Origin of the sequence: Romboutsia timonensis (genome assembly GCF_900106845.1) — a bacterium.
Taxonomy (GTDB): Bacteria; Bacillota; Clostridia; order Peptostreptococcales; family Peptostreptococcaceae; genus Romboutsia; species Romboutsia timonensis.
The window spans coordinates 74014-90100 of sequence record NZ_LT629849.1; the positions used below are offsets into that span (position 1 = coordinate 74014).

At 28.3% G+C, this 16087-nt stretch carries 14 protein-coding genes; 12 read left to right on the top strand and 2 right to left on the bottom strand.

What is annotated here, in order from left to right:
- The first annotated feature begins 152 nt into the window (after positions 1-152).
- Entirely contained in the window at positions 153-1232 is a 1080-nt protein-coding gene (gene htrA, locus BN7997_RS01525) for a serine protease HtrA (RefSeq protein ID WP_071119128.1), read from the top strand.
- A gap of 107 nt (positions 1233-1339) precedes the next feature.
- Here the strand turns inward: htrA and feoB are convergent, their stop codons facing one another.
- Both feoB and BN7997_RS01535 read right to left on the bottom strand, forming a co-directional pair.
- The gene (gene feoB / locus BN7997_RS01530) at positions 1340-3274 is read right to left on the bottom strand and encodes a ferrous iron transport protein B (protein WP_071119129.1); all 1935 of its coding nucleotides are present in this window, start codon (positions 3272-3274) and stop codon (positions 1340-1342) included.
- A 16-nt stretch (positions 3275-3290) separates the two neighbouring features.
- Positions 3291-3509 carry a FeoA family protein gene (locus BN7997_RS01535; protein ID WP_071119130.1) on the bottom strand — a complete coding sequence of 73 codons (219 nt, stop codon included), beginning with the start codon at positions 3507-3509 and terminating at the stop codon, positions 3291-3293.
- Between the two features lie 236 nt (positions 3510-3745).
- Here BN7997_RS01535 and BN7997_RS15005 point away from each other — a divergent pair, with 236 nt between their 5' ends.
- From BN7997_RS15005 to BN7997_RS01585, 11 genes are all read left to right on the top strand, one after another.
- The gene (locus BN7997_RS15005; protein ID WP_074010945.1) at positions 3746-3910 is read left to right on the top strand and encodes an aspartyl-phosphate phosphatase Spo0E family protein; all 165 of its coding nucleotides are present in this window, start codon (positions 3746-3748) and stop codon (positions 3908-3910) included.
- A 204-nt stretch (positions 3911-4114) separates the two neighbouring features.
- Positions 4115-4738 (top strand): MgtC/SapB family protein, encoded by a 624-nt coding sequence (locus tag BN7997_RS01540; RefSeq protein ID WP_278335230.1) that lies wholly within the window; start codon positions 4115-4117, stop codon positions 4736-4738.
- A gap of 47 nt (positions 4739-4785) precedes the next feature.
- A complete protein-coding gene (locus BN7997_RS01545) occupies positions 4786-5631 on the top strand; it encodes a DegV family protein (protein WP_071119132.1) in 846 nt (281 codons plus the stop codon).
- A 23-nt stretch (positions 5632-5654) separates the two neighbouring features.
- A complete protein-coding gene (gene pepF, locus BN7997_RS01550; protein ID WP_071119133.1) occupies positions 5655-7439 on the top strand; it encodes an oligoendopeptidase F in 1785 nt (594 codons plus the stop codon).
- Between the two features lie 185 nt (positions 7440-7624).
- Positions 7625-8596, top strand: a complete 972-nt coding sequence (locus BN7997_RS01555; RefSeq protein ID WP_071119134.1) for a LacI family DNA-binding transcriptional regulator — start codon at positions 7625-7627, stop codon at positions 8594-8596.
- A gap of 169 nt (positions 8597-8765) precedes the next feature.
- Complete coding sequence (locus tag BN7997_RS01560) at positions 8766-9749, top strand: ABC transporter permease (RefSeq protein WP_288247408.1); 984 nt, start codon at positions 8766-8768, stop codon at positions 9747-9749.
- 16 nt (positions 9750-9765) lie between these two features.
- Entirely contained in the window at positions 9766-10650 is an 885-nt protein-coding gene (locus BN7997_RS01565; RefSeq protein WP_071119135.1) for a carbohydrate ABC transporter permease, read from the top strand.
- Between the two features lie 34 nt (positions 10651-10684).
- Positions 10685-12310 carry an ABC transporter substrate-binding protein gene (locus tag BN7997_RS01570; RefSeq protein WP_071119136.1) on the top strand — a complete coding sequence of 542 codons (1626 nt, stop codon included), beginning with the start codon at positions 10685-10687 and terminating at the stop codon, positions 12308-12310.
- An 88-nt stretch (positions 12311-12398) separates the two neighbouring features.
- The gene (locus tag BN7997_RS01575; RefSeq protein ID WP_207645578.1) at positions 12399-13895 is read left to right on the top strand and encodes a glycoside hydrolase family 32 protein; all 1497 of its coding nucleotides are present in this window, start codon (positions 12399-12401) and stop codon (positions 13893-13895) included.
- A 1-nt stretch (position 13896) separates the two neighbouring features.
- A complete protein-coding gene (locus tag BN7997_RS01580) occupies positions 13897-14868 on the top strand; it encodes a carbohydrate kinase family protein (protein ID WP_071119137.1) in 972 nt (323 codons plus the stop codon).
- 205 nt (positions 14869-15073) lie between these two features.
- Entirely contained in the window at positions 15074-15898 is an 825-nt protein-coding gene (locus BN7997_RS01585) for a phosphate ABC transporter substrate-binding protein (protein ID WP_071119138.1), read from the top strand.
- Positions 15899-16087 lie beyond the last annotated feature (189 nt).

Here is a 16087-nt window from a genome sequence, read left to right on the forward strand (position 1 = left end):
TACTTAAGATATATATCAATATAACTAAAGTTAAATTAAATATCTATTAGTTAAAGAAAAATCATTTAGAATATTTATTGTTATCAAACGATAGATATTGTAAATAATAAGTAATAATATTTAAGTTAATTAAATTTATTAGGAGGGTATTTATGTCAAATAAAAGAGGAATTGGTTTAACAGTGCTTGTATGTATAATAACAAGTGTACTTACTAGTTTACTTACAATAGTAGTTATGAAAAATAATATTGGCGATACTAATCAAAATTCAGTTTCAAAGGAAATTGTAGTAAATGACAGTGGAAAAAGTCAAAATATATATCATGCGGTTAGTGATAAAGCAATGCCTTCTGTTGTAGGGATAACGACAACAACTATAAGTAATAATAATATATTTGCTATACCAACTCAATCAGAAGGTGTAGGAACAGGTGTTATAGTTGATTCAAAAGGTTATATACTTACAAATTCACATGTTGTATCAGATGGTCAAGCTGTAGATGTTAAAGTATTATTCAATGATGGTAGTACTACACAAGGTAAAGTTTTATGGAATGATGCAAAATTAGATTTAGCGATGGTTAAGGTGGATAAAACAGGCCTAACAGCTGCTGAATTAGGTGATAGTGATCAGGTAAGAGTAGGAGATATAGCAATAGCAATAGGAAATCCACTTGGTCTTGAATTCCAAAAATCTGTTACACAAGGTATAATAAGTGGATTAGATAGAACAATTCAAACAGAAAAAGAAACTATGACAGGACTTATGCAAACTGATGCAAGTATAAATCCAGGAAATAGTGGTGGACCACTATTAAATGAAAAAGGTCAAGTAATAGGTATAAACTCAGCTAAGGTATCTTCAGCTGAAGGTATAGGATTTTCTATACCTATAAATACAGCAAAACCCATAATAGAACAAGTTATAAAATCAGGAAACTTTGAAAAAGTTACTTTAGGTATAAAAGGTATAGATGTAACTACATTTGAATCATCAACAGGAACTGATTTAGCAGCAGATGAAGGTGTATATATAGTTGAAGTTGTATCAGATACACCAGCTCAAAAATCAGGTATACAAGCAGGTGATGTAATAGTTAAGGTGGGGAATGATGAAACTCCAACTATGACAGACCTTAATAAAGTTTTATATAAATATAAATCTGGTCAAAGTACTAAGGTAACTGTAAATAGAAGTGGAAAAGAAGTAACAGTAGATATTAAATTTTAATAAATAAAATAAGAGCTCATCTATAAGATTAAAATAATCAATAGATGAGCTCTTTATTTTGTATATCAAGGTTATATATTGCTTAAGTTAGATAATAGTAAAAATTATTATTGTGCATTCTTAGATTTATCTTCTACTTGAATAGAACAATTACCTTTGCTACTACAGCTAGAGCAGCTACTACAACCAGATGATTTTTTATTAAACATTCTTAAAAGTATAATTGTAGAAGCTAATAATATTATACCTGCTATAACAAATTCAGTTAAAGAAGCAGGACTATGAGAGAATATAGCTCCACCTATAATTCTGACTATAAATGCTCCTATCCAAGCAAGAACGAATTGATATATAAGTGATGTAAACATCATTTTATTTCCGTATTCTTTTCTCATAGTAGCAAGTGCTGCTATACATGGAGTATATAATGCACTAAATACTAAGAAACCATACGCTGTAACTCCAGTAAATACTGTTGGTAAAACTTTATCTAAATTACCGTAAAGTACTTCCATAGTAGATATAACTATTTCTTTGGCACCAAGACCAGTTAATATAGAAACTGAAGCTCTCCAGTCACCGAATCCTAAAGGTGCAAATAAAGGTGCTATAAGCTTACCTAAGTATGCTAAGAAACTATCATTCATATTTTCTGTAAAACCGTTAAAGTTAAATGATGATAATAACCATATAGCAACTGACATTGCAAACATTACAGTTACAACTCTTATTAAAAATCCTTTAGACTTATTCCAAGTATTTTTTAGTAATGCACTTAATGTAGGTAATTTATATTCAGGCAATTCTAGTATAAATGGTTCTATATCATTTTTAAATGATGTTCTATTTAAAACTAGAGCAACTAATATAGCTACTACGATTCCAAGTAAATATAAAGATGTAGTAACAAGTGCAGCATTTTTTGGGAAAAATATAGCAACAAAAACTGCATATATAGGTAACTTAGCACCACAAGTCATAAGTGGTGAAATAAGTGCGGTTATTTTTCTATCTTTTTCACTTTCTAAAGTTCTAGTAGCCATTATAGCTGGAGACGAACAACCAAGCCCCATAACCATAGGTATGAATGCTTTACCAGATAGACCTACTTTTCTCATTATATTATCCATTAAGAAAGCAGCTCTAGACATATAACCGCTATCTTCAAATAATGATATACCAAAAAATAATGTGAATATTAATGGGAAAAATGGTAAAGTACCGCAAACACCACCTAATATACCATCAACAATAAGTGATCTAAACCAAGGACTAGAATTTACTAGCATATCATTAATTGGAGATGATATATATGTCTCTATTAAAGTACCTAAACCTTCTTGTAAAGGTCCTCCAACCCAATCAAATGTAAATTTAAATAATAGTAATAGTGCACCTATAAAAATAGGATACGCTAAAATTGGGTTTAAAACTATATTATCTATTTTATCACTTATAGATATTTTTTTATCTGAATTAATCTTTGTGCATCTAGATAATATATCTTCTAATTTTTTATATGTTTGAACTTCATTTCCAAAATTTATATCATAATTTACAGTTTTATTTACTGAATTTTTTATAGCTAAAGATATTTTATCTACTCCATTTTTTTTCTTAGCTATTATAGGAACTACAGTAACTCCAAGTTCCTTTGAAAGATTATCAGAATCGATATATATACCTTTAGATTCTGCTACATCTAACATGTTAAGCAAAATAACAATGGGCTTATTAAATTCCATAAGCTGAGTTGTTAGATAAAGGTTTCTAGATAAATTGGATGCATCTACAATGTTAACTATAACATCCATATCTCCAGTTTCCAAAAATTCTTTTGATACTTTTTCCTCATTAGAGAAAGTATCCATAGCATATATACCAGGTAAGTCGACTATCTTTATGTCCTTACCTAAAAAACCTTCTTTTTTATCGATAGTAACACCAGGCCAGTTACCTACATATTGGTTTGAACCGGTAAGTAAGTTAAAAACTGTAGTTTTACCGACATTTGGGTTACCAAATAAAGCAACATTAATCATTATATAGCCTCCTGTCTTACTTTAGTGATATATTCTTAGCATCAGATTTTCTAAGAGCAAGATCAAAGCCTCTAAATCTAACTACAATTGGATCTCCTAATGGGGCAATTTTCTTAACTTCTATTTCTGTATTACTTATACATCCTAAAGCTAATAATCTCTTAACTAATTTTTCATTTCCATATATATTATCAATGATTCCTTTTTGGCCTACTTTTAAATCACAAACAGTCATGAGTGATACCTCCTAATGAAATTCATTATCAAAAATATTATAGCAATAATAAATTTAACTGTCAATTAAGGACAAGTACTTAACAAATGAGTCAAAGTATATAAATGTATTGGATTTATAAAATAAAATCATATTTTATAAGACTTCATTTTATAGTTAAGATTATTGACATAGTATGTAAAAATTTGTTATTATATAAACAAAGAAAGAGATAAATTGGTGACCGTGGTGATTATATGGTGAATAGTGAATTAGAGATGTTAAAACAAGAAATAGATGCATTGAGGGAACAGATATATGCATATATGGAATATCCAGAAATTTTTAGAGATGAATTATTAGAATCAAGTAGTAAAATCGATATATTAATAAATAAATACATGGCTTTAACGAGTAAATAGTCCACATTAGTGGACTTTTTTTTATTCAAATTACAATTTTAAAATATATTTGCAGGTTTTTAAAAAGTAACTGAGACTAGTCATATATTATTTATTCAAGCATATAAATTTTATATTAAATACTTCTTTACTAAAGAGGATTATATAAATAGATAGGAGGTAATTATTATTATAAGTAATGGTGCTATAATAATAAGATTAATAATTGCTTTAATTATAGGAGGATTGACTGGATTAGAAAGAGAAAAATCACATCAATTTGCAGGATTTAGAACTCATATATTAGTAGCTGTAGGCTCATGTATAACAGCTATAACATCATTATCATTATTTGTTCAGTATAGTTCACAAGCTAGTATTGATCCAGCTAGATTAACAGCCCAGGTATTATCAGGTATTGGTTTTTTAGGAGCTGGAGCAATTTTGAAAACATCAAATGGTATAAGAGGATTAACTACAGCAGCAGGGATTTGGGCTACAGCTTGCATAGGTATAGCAGTAGGATATGGATACTATGTACTAAGTATTTGTGCATGGTCACTGGTAATGATAACTCTTTATATTTTAAAAAAAATTGATAAAATAATTTTTAAGAAAAAGCAAACTATATTTAGTGTAAAGGTAGATAATATAAATGTTATAACTATGTTATATAATATATTTCAAAAATCTCAAATTAGTGTTAAAAATATAGATATAGAAAATGTAGAAGATATATATTGGAAGTTAAGTTTTTTTATAGTATATGATAGAAGAATAATACTAGATGAACTTGTAAATGAACTAAATAATTCAAAAAATATAATAAGTGTAGATTATTTACATTAAAATAATATAAAATAAGATATAGTCATAATTAAAGTAGAGGTGCACAAATGAAAAGACATATAAAAATTATAACAGACGGATCATGTGATTTACCTAAAGAAGTTATTGAAAGGGTAAATCCTGGTATTATAGGTATAAATGTTTGCTTTGGTGAAGAAAGTTATATAGGTGGAGTAGAAATTGATGATAAAACTTTTTATGAAAAAATGAAAGTATCTAAAGAATTACCTAAAACATCAAGTCCCTCACCAGATAGATTTATAGAAGCTTATAAATGTGAAGAAGATGAAATATTAGTATTTACTTTAACATCTAAGCTTTCAGGAACACATAGTAATGCGGTATTAGCTAAAACTATGTATTTAGAAGAACATCCTGAAAAAAGAATTGAAGTAATCGATACACAAAGTGGTTCTATAGGTGTTGCATTAATGATGCTAAAATGTAATGAACTGATAGAACAAGGAAAAACTATGGATGAAATATTAAATGAAATAGAAAAATATAAAAAGGACATTATATTCTTTGGTGCATTAGATACTTTAGAGAATGCAATAAAAGGTGGTAGAGTAAATCCTTTAGCAGGAAAAGTAATGAATGCACTAAACTTAAAAGTAATAATTAGAATAGATGAAGGTTTAGTTAAACCTATAGATAAGGCTAGAGGTGGAGTAAATAGTATAAAGAAAGCTCTAGACTATGTAAAATCTCATGTAAATGATGAGAAAGAAAAAACTATTATAATAGCTCATGCAAATTGTCCTGAAAAAGCACATAAAATAAAATCTATAATAGAAGAAGATTCAAACTTTAAGGAAGTATTAATTGCTAGTATAGGCCCTATAATGGGAACATTTACAGCAGAAGGAGCTATATTAGTAGCTGTATTATAAAATTGTCGATAAGGAGTGAGAATATGGGAATAGATAGAAAAGATATAGATGATAAATATAAATGGAAAATAGATTTAATGTATTCAAGCCAAGAATCTATTGATAAAGATATATCAAAGATAAAATCCTATATAAATGAAATAAAAGAGTACAAGGGTAAATTATCACAAAGTAAAGAAAATATGTATGAAGCGCTTAATATATATGAAAAAGCTTCGCAACTATTACAAAATTTATATGTGTATACACATATGAAACAACATGAAGATACTAGAATAAATGAAAACCAAGCGATGGCAACTAAAACAGATATGTTATCTACAGAGCTATCTACAGCATCATCATATATGGTTCCAGAAATAATAGCCATAGATGAATCTAAACTTAAAGAATATTTAGAAGATGAAAAGCTATCATTCTATAAAAAATATATAGAGGATATATTAAGAGAAAAACCACATACATTATCAGAAAAGGAAGAGGAAATCTTAGCCGCAGTTTCAGATTTAACATCAGTTCCAGAAAATGCTTATGATATGTTATCTTATGCTGATATGGATTTTCCAAAAATAGAAAATGAAGATGGAGAAATGGTTAAACTTACTCACTCTAATTTTTCAACATTCTTAAAAAGTAAAAATAATAAAGTTAGAAAAAATGCTTTTGATGCAATGTATAAAACATATGACAAGTATAAAAATACTTTTGCATCTATGCTATATGGAGGTATAAAGTCAGAAATATTCTATTCTAAAACTAGAAAATATGAATCTGCTTTATACGCATCTTTATTCCAAGATGATATAAGCGTTGATGTTTACAACAACCTTATAAAAGCAGTTGATGAAAATTTAGATACATTAAATAGATATGTAGATATCAAAAAGAAGTTTTTAGGATTAGAGGATATACATATGTATGACTTGTATGTTCCTTTAACTGAAAGCTTTGATATGAAAATACCTTATGAAGAAGCACAAGAAATAGTACTAAATGCATTAAAACCTTTAGGTGAAGAGTATTTAGGATTAATAAAAAGAGCTTTTGAAGAAAATTGGATAGATGTTTATGAAAATGAAGGAAAACAAGGTGGAGCTTATTCTTGGGGAAGTTATGATTCACATCCTTATATATTAATGAATTATAAGGACGACCTAAACTCTTTATTTACATTAATACATGAGTTAGGACATTCTATGCACAGTTATTATTCTAAGAAAACTCAGCCTTATCTATATTCAGGTTATAAAATATTTGTAGCCGAAGTTGCATCTACATTAAATGAATTGCTTTTAATAAATTATTTATTAGAAAAAGCAGATTCAAAAGAAGAAAGAGTATATCTTCTAAATTATTACTTAGAGCAGTTTAGAACAACTGTATATAGACAAACAATGTTTGCTGAGTTTGAAAAATTAACTCATGCTAGTGTAGAGGACAGAAATCCTCTAACAGCTAAAGAATTTAACGATATATACTATGATTTAAATAAAAAATACTATGGAAATTCAACTGTAGTTGATGAACAAATTGCACTAGAATGGGCTAGAATACCTCATTTCTATTCAAATTTCTATGTGTATAAGTATGCTACAGGATTCTCTGCAGCAAGTGCATTAAGTCAAAAGATATTAACAGAAGGTAAAGTAGCTGTTGATAAATATATAGAATTTTTAAAGAGTGGAGGTTCTGATTATCCACTTAATCAATTAAAAGCAGCTGGTGTTGATATGGAAAAGAAAGAATCTGTGGATAAAGCGCTAGAAGTATTTAAAGAATTAGTAGATAAACTAGAAAAAGAATACTAATCAAAAAAATAGCTAAAAGGTTTAAGCATTATACTTGTAGTGACCATTTAAGATTATAAAAAATAGTTGTAAAGTATTATTGAATTTGAAATTTATATATTTATAAAAGCTATAATGACATAAATTTACATGTATGTTATATTAATAATATACATGTAAATTTATGAGTAAAGGTAGGAGATAGGATGGCTACAATGAAAGATGTTGCCAAGAAAGCAGGTGTAGGACTAGGAACTGTATCTAGGGTAATAAATAATCATCCTAGTGTAAAAGATGCAACCAGAGTAAAAGTACAGAAAGCTATAAAAGAGTTAGATTATTCACCTAATATAATCGCTAGAAATCTAAAAGTTTCACAGTCAGAAACTATAGCATTAATAATTCCAACGATATGGCATCCATTTTTTTCCGAATTTGCTTACTATGTTGAAGAGAATGTATCTAAAAGAGGATTTAAGCTAGTGTTATGTAACTCAGATAAAAATTATCAAAAAGAAGTAGAATATCTAGAAATGTTAAAACAAAATAAGGTAGCTGGAATCATAGCTATAACTTACAATGATATTGATAATTATGTTTCTAGTAATCTACCAATAGTAAGTGTAGATAGACATTTTAGTGAAGATGTAGTGTATGTTACATCAGATAACTATAATGGTGGTAAAATGGCAGTGAATAAGTTAATCGAAAATGGATGTAAAAAATTAGCATTTATAGGAACGACGTCTACAAGACCAACGGATGTAAAAAATAGAAAAATTGGATTTAAAGATGAGTGTATCAGACAAAGTATTGAATATACTATATTTGACGAAAAAGAGCCAGTTGAAAATTTAGAAAAAAAGATAGAAAATTATATTGATGAAAATAGGGACATAGATGGTATATTTGCTATAAATGATTTTGTGGGTTTAACTATAATAAAAATACTAGGAAGAAAAGGAATTAAAATTCCAGAGGATATAAAGATTATAGGCTATGATGGTGTAAAAATGTCTACAGAACAAGAGTTTTTGATATCAACCATAAGACAACCAGTTGAGAGAATGGCTAAGTGTGCAGTAGATTCAATATTTGATATACTTGAAAATAATATTGAAAATAAAAGAAGAGTATTACCAGTAACTTATGTAAAAGGAAGCACAACAATTATTTAAAATAAAATAAATAATAAGATTAAAATTTATTGACATCGTTTTCTTGTAGTGTTAACATATAAATATAAATGAAACGTTTCCAGGAAATTGAGCTTATTCTAAATTAGAGTGAGCTTTTATTTAACAATTAAATGGAAACGTTTCAAAAAAGGGGATTAGGGAGGGAATTATGAACAATACAGTAGAGATGAATTCAAACTTGATAGAAGAAAATGACACCAATGAAAAAAAATTAAAGAAAAAATCTAAATATAAGAGTAAGCTTTCAAAAATAAAAGAACAAAGACAACTATATTTGTTACTTTTACCTGCTTTTATTTTAACTATAGTATTTAAATATATACCTATGTATGGAATACTTATAGGTTTTAAAGATTACAACCCGTTATATGGAATTACAGGTAGTGAATGGGTAGGATTTAAACACTTTATGAAGTTTTTAACATCACCAAATTTTATAGATATATTTATGAATACATTAAAGTTAAGTATATTTAGCTTGATAATAAGCTTTCCAATACCAATTATAATTGCAATAATGTTAAATATGGTTAGAAGTAAGACAAATAAGAAAAATATACAACTTATTTTATACGCACCAAACTTTATATCTGTTGTTGTAGTGGTAGGTATGTTATTTATACTATTTTCTCCGACAGGTCCTATAAATCAGTTGGTGACTATATTTACAGGTAAACCAATAATGTTTATGTCTGACCCTAGATATTTCAGAACAATATACATATTAAGTGGAATATGGCAAGGTGCTGGATGGTCTTCTATTATATATGTAGCAGCACTTGCAAATGTAAGTCCTGAACTTGTAGATGCAGCTATGATAGATGGAGCAAACATATTCCAAAGGATAAGACATATAGATATACCAACGTTAAAGCCATTAATGGTAATATCATTCATATTAGCGGCAGGAGGAATAATGAGTATAGGATTTGAGAAAGCATATCTAATGCAAACATCAATGAACATACCAGCATCAGAAATAATTGCTACGTATGTATATAAGCAAGGCTTACAAGCAGGGGACTATGGATACTCAACAGCAATAGGATTATTTAATACAGTAATAAATGTTATATTACTACTTACTGTTAATAAAATAGTTAAATATATAAATGAAGGTGAAGGTTTATAGAAAGGGGGGAGATTATATGAGGATGTACAATAGTAAATTAGATAGAATAGTATATAAGTTAAATGGATTATTGTTATGTGCAGTTGTTATCTCAATTTTATATCCACTTGTATACATACTAATAGCATCTTTTACAGATCCAGTAACACTATTAAATGAAGGTATTAGTTTTAATGTTTCAGAATGGACATTAGAGGGGTATATAACTATACTTTCAGACCCAGCTATGATTAGAGGGTTTATAAATTCATTTATATACTCTACATTATTTGCATTGTTAAGTGTATCAACATCAGTAATGGCAGGATACGCTTTAGCACAAAAAGAACTAGTAGGGAGAAGTTTTATTTCCAATATATTTGTAGTAACAATGTTTTTTGGGGGTGGATTAGTACCAACGTATTTATTGATAAAGAGCTTAGGAATGTTAGATACAATTTGGGCCATAATTTTACCAGGAGCAGTAAATGTGTGGAATATAATTCTTTCTAGAACATATTTCCAAAGTTTACCTAAAGAATTAATAGAGTCATCAAAAATAGATGGTGCAGATGATTTACAAACATTTATAAAAATAATATTACCGCTTGCAAAGCCGATTATATTAGTTTTAGTGTTATATGCATTTGTTGCTCAGTGGAACTCATATTTTGATGCGATGATTTACTTAAAAAGTGATGATTTAGCACCACTTCAATTAGTGTTAAGAAGGATACTTATACAAAATGAACCAATGCCTGGTATGATATCTGATCAATTAGCTCTAGCAGAGTTAAAGAGATTATCAGAAATGATAAAATATGCAGCAATAGTAATATCGAGTTTACCGCTTATGATAATGTATCCATTTTTCCAAAAGTATTTTGAGGAAGGTGTAATGGTAGGATCGATAAAAGGTTAAGTTTTATATATAAATTATTAGGGGAGTGTTAAAAATGAAAAAACCAAAAAGATTGATAGCTTTAGTATTAGCAACAGGATTAGTAGTAGTTTCATTAACAGGATGTTCTTCATCTAAAACAGGAGATGCTGTAGGTCTTGGAAGTCCAGCCTATAATCTTGAAAATGTAGAATTTCCATTAAAAGAACAAGTAACACTAAATATAATGACTCAAAGTTCACCATTAGCACCACAAGACCCAAATGAAAAATTAATATATAAAAGATTACAAGAAAAAACAAACTTAAAAATCAACTGGACAAATTACACTTGGGATGAGTATGGAGAAAAGAGAAATCTAGATATAGCAGCAGGAGATATACCAGATGCTATACTTCATGCAGGTATGAGTGACTATGATTTACTTAAATATGCTGACCAAGGAGTAATAGTTCCCATAGAAGATTTGATAGATAATTATATGCCTAATTTAAAAAAGGTGCTTGATGAAAATCCAGAATATAGGAAAATGATAACAGCTCCAGATGGTCATATATACTCATTTCCATGGATAGAAGAACTTGGAGATGGTAAAGGAAGGATACAAACTGTAGACTGTACTCCGTGGATAAATAAAGCTTGGTTAGATGAATTAGGATTACCAATACCAACTACTACAGAAGAATTACAAACAGCATTAAAAGCATTTAAAGACCAAGATCCTAATAAAAATGGTAAAGCAGATGAGATACCAATGTCATTTATTATAAATGATGGTCAAAATGACCCAGCATATTTATTTGGTTCATTTGGACTTGGAGATAACTGGGATCACACTATAGTTGATAATGATGGAAAGGTAATATTAACAGCAAGAGAAGAAGGATACAAAAATGCTATAAATTATTTACATGGTTTATATAAAGAAGGGTTAATTGATGCTGAAGCATTTGAACAAGATTGGAACACATATCTTGCTAAAGGTAAAGATAATAGATATGGATTGTATTTTACTTGGGATAAAGCAAATATAACAGGTCCAGGAGATGATTATGTATTATTACCACCACTTAAAGGACCAGATGGAACACAAAATGTAGCTAGAACTAATGGTATAGGATTTGATAGAGGTAGAATGGTTATAACAACAGCTAATAAAAACTTAGAATTAACAGCTAAATGGATAGATGAATTATATAATCCAATACAATCAGTTCAAAATAACTGGGGTACATATGGTGATGATAAACAAGCTAATATATTTGAATACGATGAAGAAAACAACATGCTAAAACATTTAGATTTAAATGGAGAAGCTCCACATGAAATTAGACAAAAATCAGAAGTTGGAGGACCTTTAGCTATACTAAATGAGTATTATGGAAAAGTTACTACTATGCCAGATGATGCAGCATGGAGATTAGAACAAATAAATACTTTAGTACCGTATATGTATTCAGAGAATATATATCCTAGTGTATTTTTCTCTAAAGAAGAGTTAGATAAGCTATCAACAATACAAACAGACTTATTTGATTATATAAATAGAATGAGAGCTGAATGGATAGTAAATGGAAAAGCAGATAAAGATTGGGACGCATACTTAAAAGAATTAGATAGACTTGGATATAGTCAATGGTTAGAAATAAAACAAGCAGGGTACGATAGAACAGCTAAATAGATAATAAAAATCTAAATAGATAATAAAAATAAGGTCTGATAATTTAGTTTCAGACTTTATTATTTAGAAATGAGGGGGAGAAAATAGAGTGAGTGTAATAGTTAAAGAAGATAAATTAAAACAAGCTAATTCTTATGTCAAAAATAATAGAGAAAAAGTTGATAATACATACAGACAAAAGTACCACATAATGCCACCAATAGGATGGATGAATGATCCTAATGGATTTTCATATTACAATGGAGAATATCATTTGTTTTATCAATATAATCCATACAGTTCACAATGGGGTCCTATGCACTGGAAACATATAAAAAGTAAAGATTTAGTAAATTGGAAAGACTTAGATATAGCTATAGCACCAGACGAAGAATATGATGTAAGTGGATGTTTTTCAGGAAGTGCTATAGAAAAAGATGGAAAGATGTATTTGATGTATACGGGGCATCAAGACCCAGGCGGATTTGAGAACTTAAGACAAGTTCAATGCATAGCAGTATCAGAAGATGGAATAAACTTCACAAAATATGAAAATAACCCTGTAATCGATAGTACAAAGTTACCTAAAGAAGCAATAATACAAGATTTTAGAGACCCTAAAGTATACAAAAAAGGAGATAAATATTATTCTGTAATAGGGTCTAGAAACCTTGATGACAGTGGACAAATATTATTATATAGTTCTGATGATTTATTAAATTGGAATTATGAAGGTAATATACTTCAAAGTAACAATGAATTTGCAAAGATGTGGGAGTGTCCAGATTTATTTGAATTAGATAATAAAGATATTCTTATTATGTCACCTCAATTTTTAGAACCTAGAGGAAATAAATATTGGAATCTACATTCAAGTTCATATATGATAGGAAATTTAGATTATAAAAATAATAAATATAACTTAGAAAAAGTTGAAGAAATTGATTATGGATTTGATTTTTATGCACCACAAACATTAATTGACAATAAAGGCAGAAGAATAATGATAGCTTGGATGCAAATGTGGGATAGAAAATTCCCTACTAATGAATTAGGTCATAATTGGGCAGGATGTATGACTATACCAAGAGAGTTAAAATTAGTCGATGACAAGTTATATCAATTACCAGTGGAAGAGCTTAAAGTTTTAAGAAAGAATGAAGTAAGTTATAAAGATATAAATATAAAAGATAATAAGAGCTTAGAGGGAATAAAAGGACAATGTATAGAACTAGAATTAGAAGTTGATATGAAGAACTCTAATGAGTTTGAAATACTTTTAATGAAAGGTAATAATCAAGAAACATCAATAAAATATAATAAAATAGATGAATTATTAGTTTTTGATAGAAGTAAAAATGGTAAGGCTTTAGGTGGAGGCGAAAAGGAAGTAAGAACTTACAGACAAACAGAAGCAAATCTTATTGATAATAAATTAAAGTTAAATATATTTATAGATAGAATGTCTGTTGAAATATTTATAAATGATGGAATAAAAACTATGTCGTCGACAGTTTATCCAGATAAAGATAGTGATAATATAGAATTCTATTGTGATAAAGAAGCTATATTAGATATTAAAAAGTGGGATATGGAGGTTAAGTAACATGCCAAAGGTATTTACTATTGGAGAAGCACTTATAGACTTTGTTCCCATTGAAAGTGGAAAAGGATTAAAAGATATATCAGGATTTAAAAAATTACCTGGAGGTGCACCAGCAAATGTATCAGCTTGTGTTGCTAAACTTGGAGGAGAAAGTGCATTTATAGGAATGCTTGGAGATGATGGTTTTGGTGATTTTTTAGTTGAAACACTAGCATCTGAGAATGTAGACACAAGCTATATAAAAAGAACTACTAAAGCTAATACAGGTCTTGCATTTGTAGCATTAAGTAGTGAAGGAGAAAGAGAATTTTCTTTTTACAGAAATCCAAGTGCAGATATGTTACTTAGTGAATATGATATAGAAAAGTCTTGGTTTAAGGATGGAGATATACTACATTTTTGTTCAGTGGATTTAATAGAATCTCCTGTTAAGTATGCTCATAAAAAAGCTATAGAGTATGTAAAGTCAGTAGGTGGACTGATATCTTTTGATCCTAATGTTAGAAAAAATCTATGGAATGATTTAGATGAATGTAGAAAAACTATAAATGAATTTATACCATATGCTAATATATTGAAAATTAGTGATGAGGAACTTGAATTTATAACAGAAATGAATAATGTAGAAGAGGCCATAAAGTCATTGTTTGTTGGTGATGTAGAAATTATATTGTATACAAAAGGAAAAGATGGGGTAGATATATACACTAAAGAAAAATATATAAGTGTAGATGGATTTAAAGTTGAGTGTATAGATACAACTGGTGCAGGTGATTCATTTATAGGAGCTTTTTTATATAAATTATCACGAGAAGAAGTAAATCTAAAAAATGATAATCAATTAAAAGATATAGGTATTTTTTCAAATAAAGTAGCAGCACTTACAACTACAAAATTTGGAGCAATAAGTGCTTTACCGAATATAGAAGATGTGAACAATTCAGAATTAGAAGTTAGTTTCTCTTTAAACTAGATTAATACTAAAAGGCTATTATGAGTAAATTAAATTACTTTATAATAGCCTTTTAGTATTCTTATATTTACACAATCTTAACATTATTTACATTCACTTAACCAATTCATAATATTCATTTAACAAAATAATTGTAATATTAAATTGTAAAGATAAGGAATTAAACAATTTGAAATAAATTTTAAATTTAATGGAGGAATGTAATATGTTAAATAAGAGAGTAGCAACACTTTTAATAGGGACTATATTAATGGGATCATTAGCGGTAGGATGTGGTTCATCAGATAGTTCAAATTCAAACAAGATTACAATATCAGGATCAACCTCAGTAGGACCAGTAGTTGAAATATTAGGAGAAGATTTTGAAGCTAAAAATGAAGGTGTAAGTATAGAAGTTCAACAAATAGGTTCTTCAGCAGGTATAAAAAATGCTATAGATGGAACTTCACAAATAGGTATGGCATCAAGAGATTTAAAAGATGAAGAAAAGGCAGCAGGATTAAAAGAAACTCAAATAGCTATAGATGGAATAGCTGTTATAACTAATAAAAATAATACAGTAAAAGATTTAACTTTAGAGCAAGTAAAAGACATATATACAGGAAAAATAACTAACTGGAAAGAAGTTGGAGGAAATGATGCTCCTATAGTAGTTGTATCTAGAGAAGATGGTTCTGGAACTCGTGATGGATTCCAAGAAAATGTTGGATTCGAATCAGAAGAATTAACTAAGGATGCTCAAATAAGTGATGGTTCAGGAAATATAAAATCAATAGTTGAAGGAAATGAAAATGCAATAGGATATATTTCTTTTGGATATGTTGATGAAAATGTAAATGCATTAACTATAGATGGTGTTGAATTAAATGCTGAAAATGTAAAAAATGATAGCTATGCTATAGCGAGACCATTCTTATTTGTTAATAAAGAAGATGTAATAACTGAACAAGGTAAAAACTTCATAGATTTCATATTAAGTGAAGAAGGACAAAATGTAGTAGAAGAAAATGGATTTATAAGTGTAAACTAATATACATAAAGTACTATGCAATTAATATTGTATAGTACTTTTTTATATTTAAAGTAATTTACATTTTATCGTTTGTAATATACTCATTCAATTGGATTAAAAACTTAACATAAACTTAACTTTATAACATAAATCTAACATAAACCTAATATAGATTTAACTTTTAAAAGTTATTATTTAATTATAGAA

Coding starts and splice junctions, on each gene's coding strand:
- htrA (WP_071119128.1), top strand. CDS start 153: ATGTCAAATAAAAGAGGAATTGGTTTAACAGTGCTTGTATGTATAATA.
- feoB (WP_071119129.1), bottom strand. CDS start 3,274: ATGATTAATGTTGCTTTATTTGGTAACCCAAATGTCGGTAAAACTACA.
- BN7997_RS01535 (WP_071119130.1), bottom strand. CDS start 3,509: ATGACTGTTTGTGATTTAAAAGTAGGCCAAAAAGGAATCATTGATAAT.
- BN7997_RS15005 (WP_074010945.1), top strand. CDS start 3,746: ATGGTGAATAGTGAATTAGAGATGTTAAAACAAGAAATAGATGCATTG.
- BN7997_RS01545 (WP_071119132.1), top strand. CDS start 4,786: ATGAAAAGACATATAAAAATTATAACAGACGGATCATGTGATTTACCT.
- pepF (WP_071119133.1), top strand. CDS start 5,655: ATGGGAATAGATAGAAAAGATATAGATGATAAATATAAATGGAAAATA.
- BN7997_RS01555 (WP_071119134.1), top strand. CDS start 7,625: ATGGCTACAATGAAAGATGTTGCCAAGAAAGCAGGTGTAGGACTAGGA.
- BN7997_RS01560 (WP_288247408.1), top strand. CDS start 8,766: ATGAACAATACAGTAGAGATGAATTCAAACTTGATAGAAGAAAATGAC.
- BN7997_RS01565 (WP_071119135.1), top strand. CDS start 9,766: ATGAGGATGTACAATAGTAAATTAGATAGAATAGTATATAAGTTAAAT.
- BN7997_RS01570 (WP_071119136.1), top strand. CDS start 10,685: ATGAAAAAACCAAAAAGATTGATAGCTTTAGTATTAGCAACAGGATTA.
- BN7997_RS01580 (WP_071119137.1), top strand. CDS start 13,897: ATGCCAAAGGTATTTACTATTGGAGAAGCACTTATAGACTTTGTTCCC.
- BN7997_RS01585 (WP_071119138.1), top strand. CDS start 15,074: ATGTTAAATAAGAGAGTAGCAACACTTTTAATAGGGACTATATTAATG.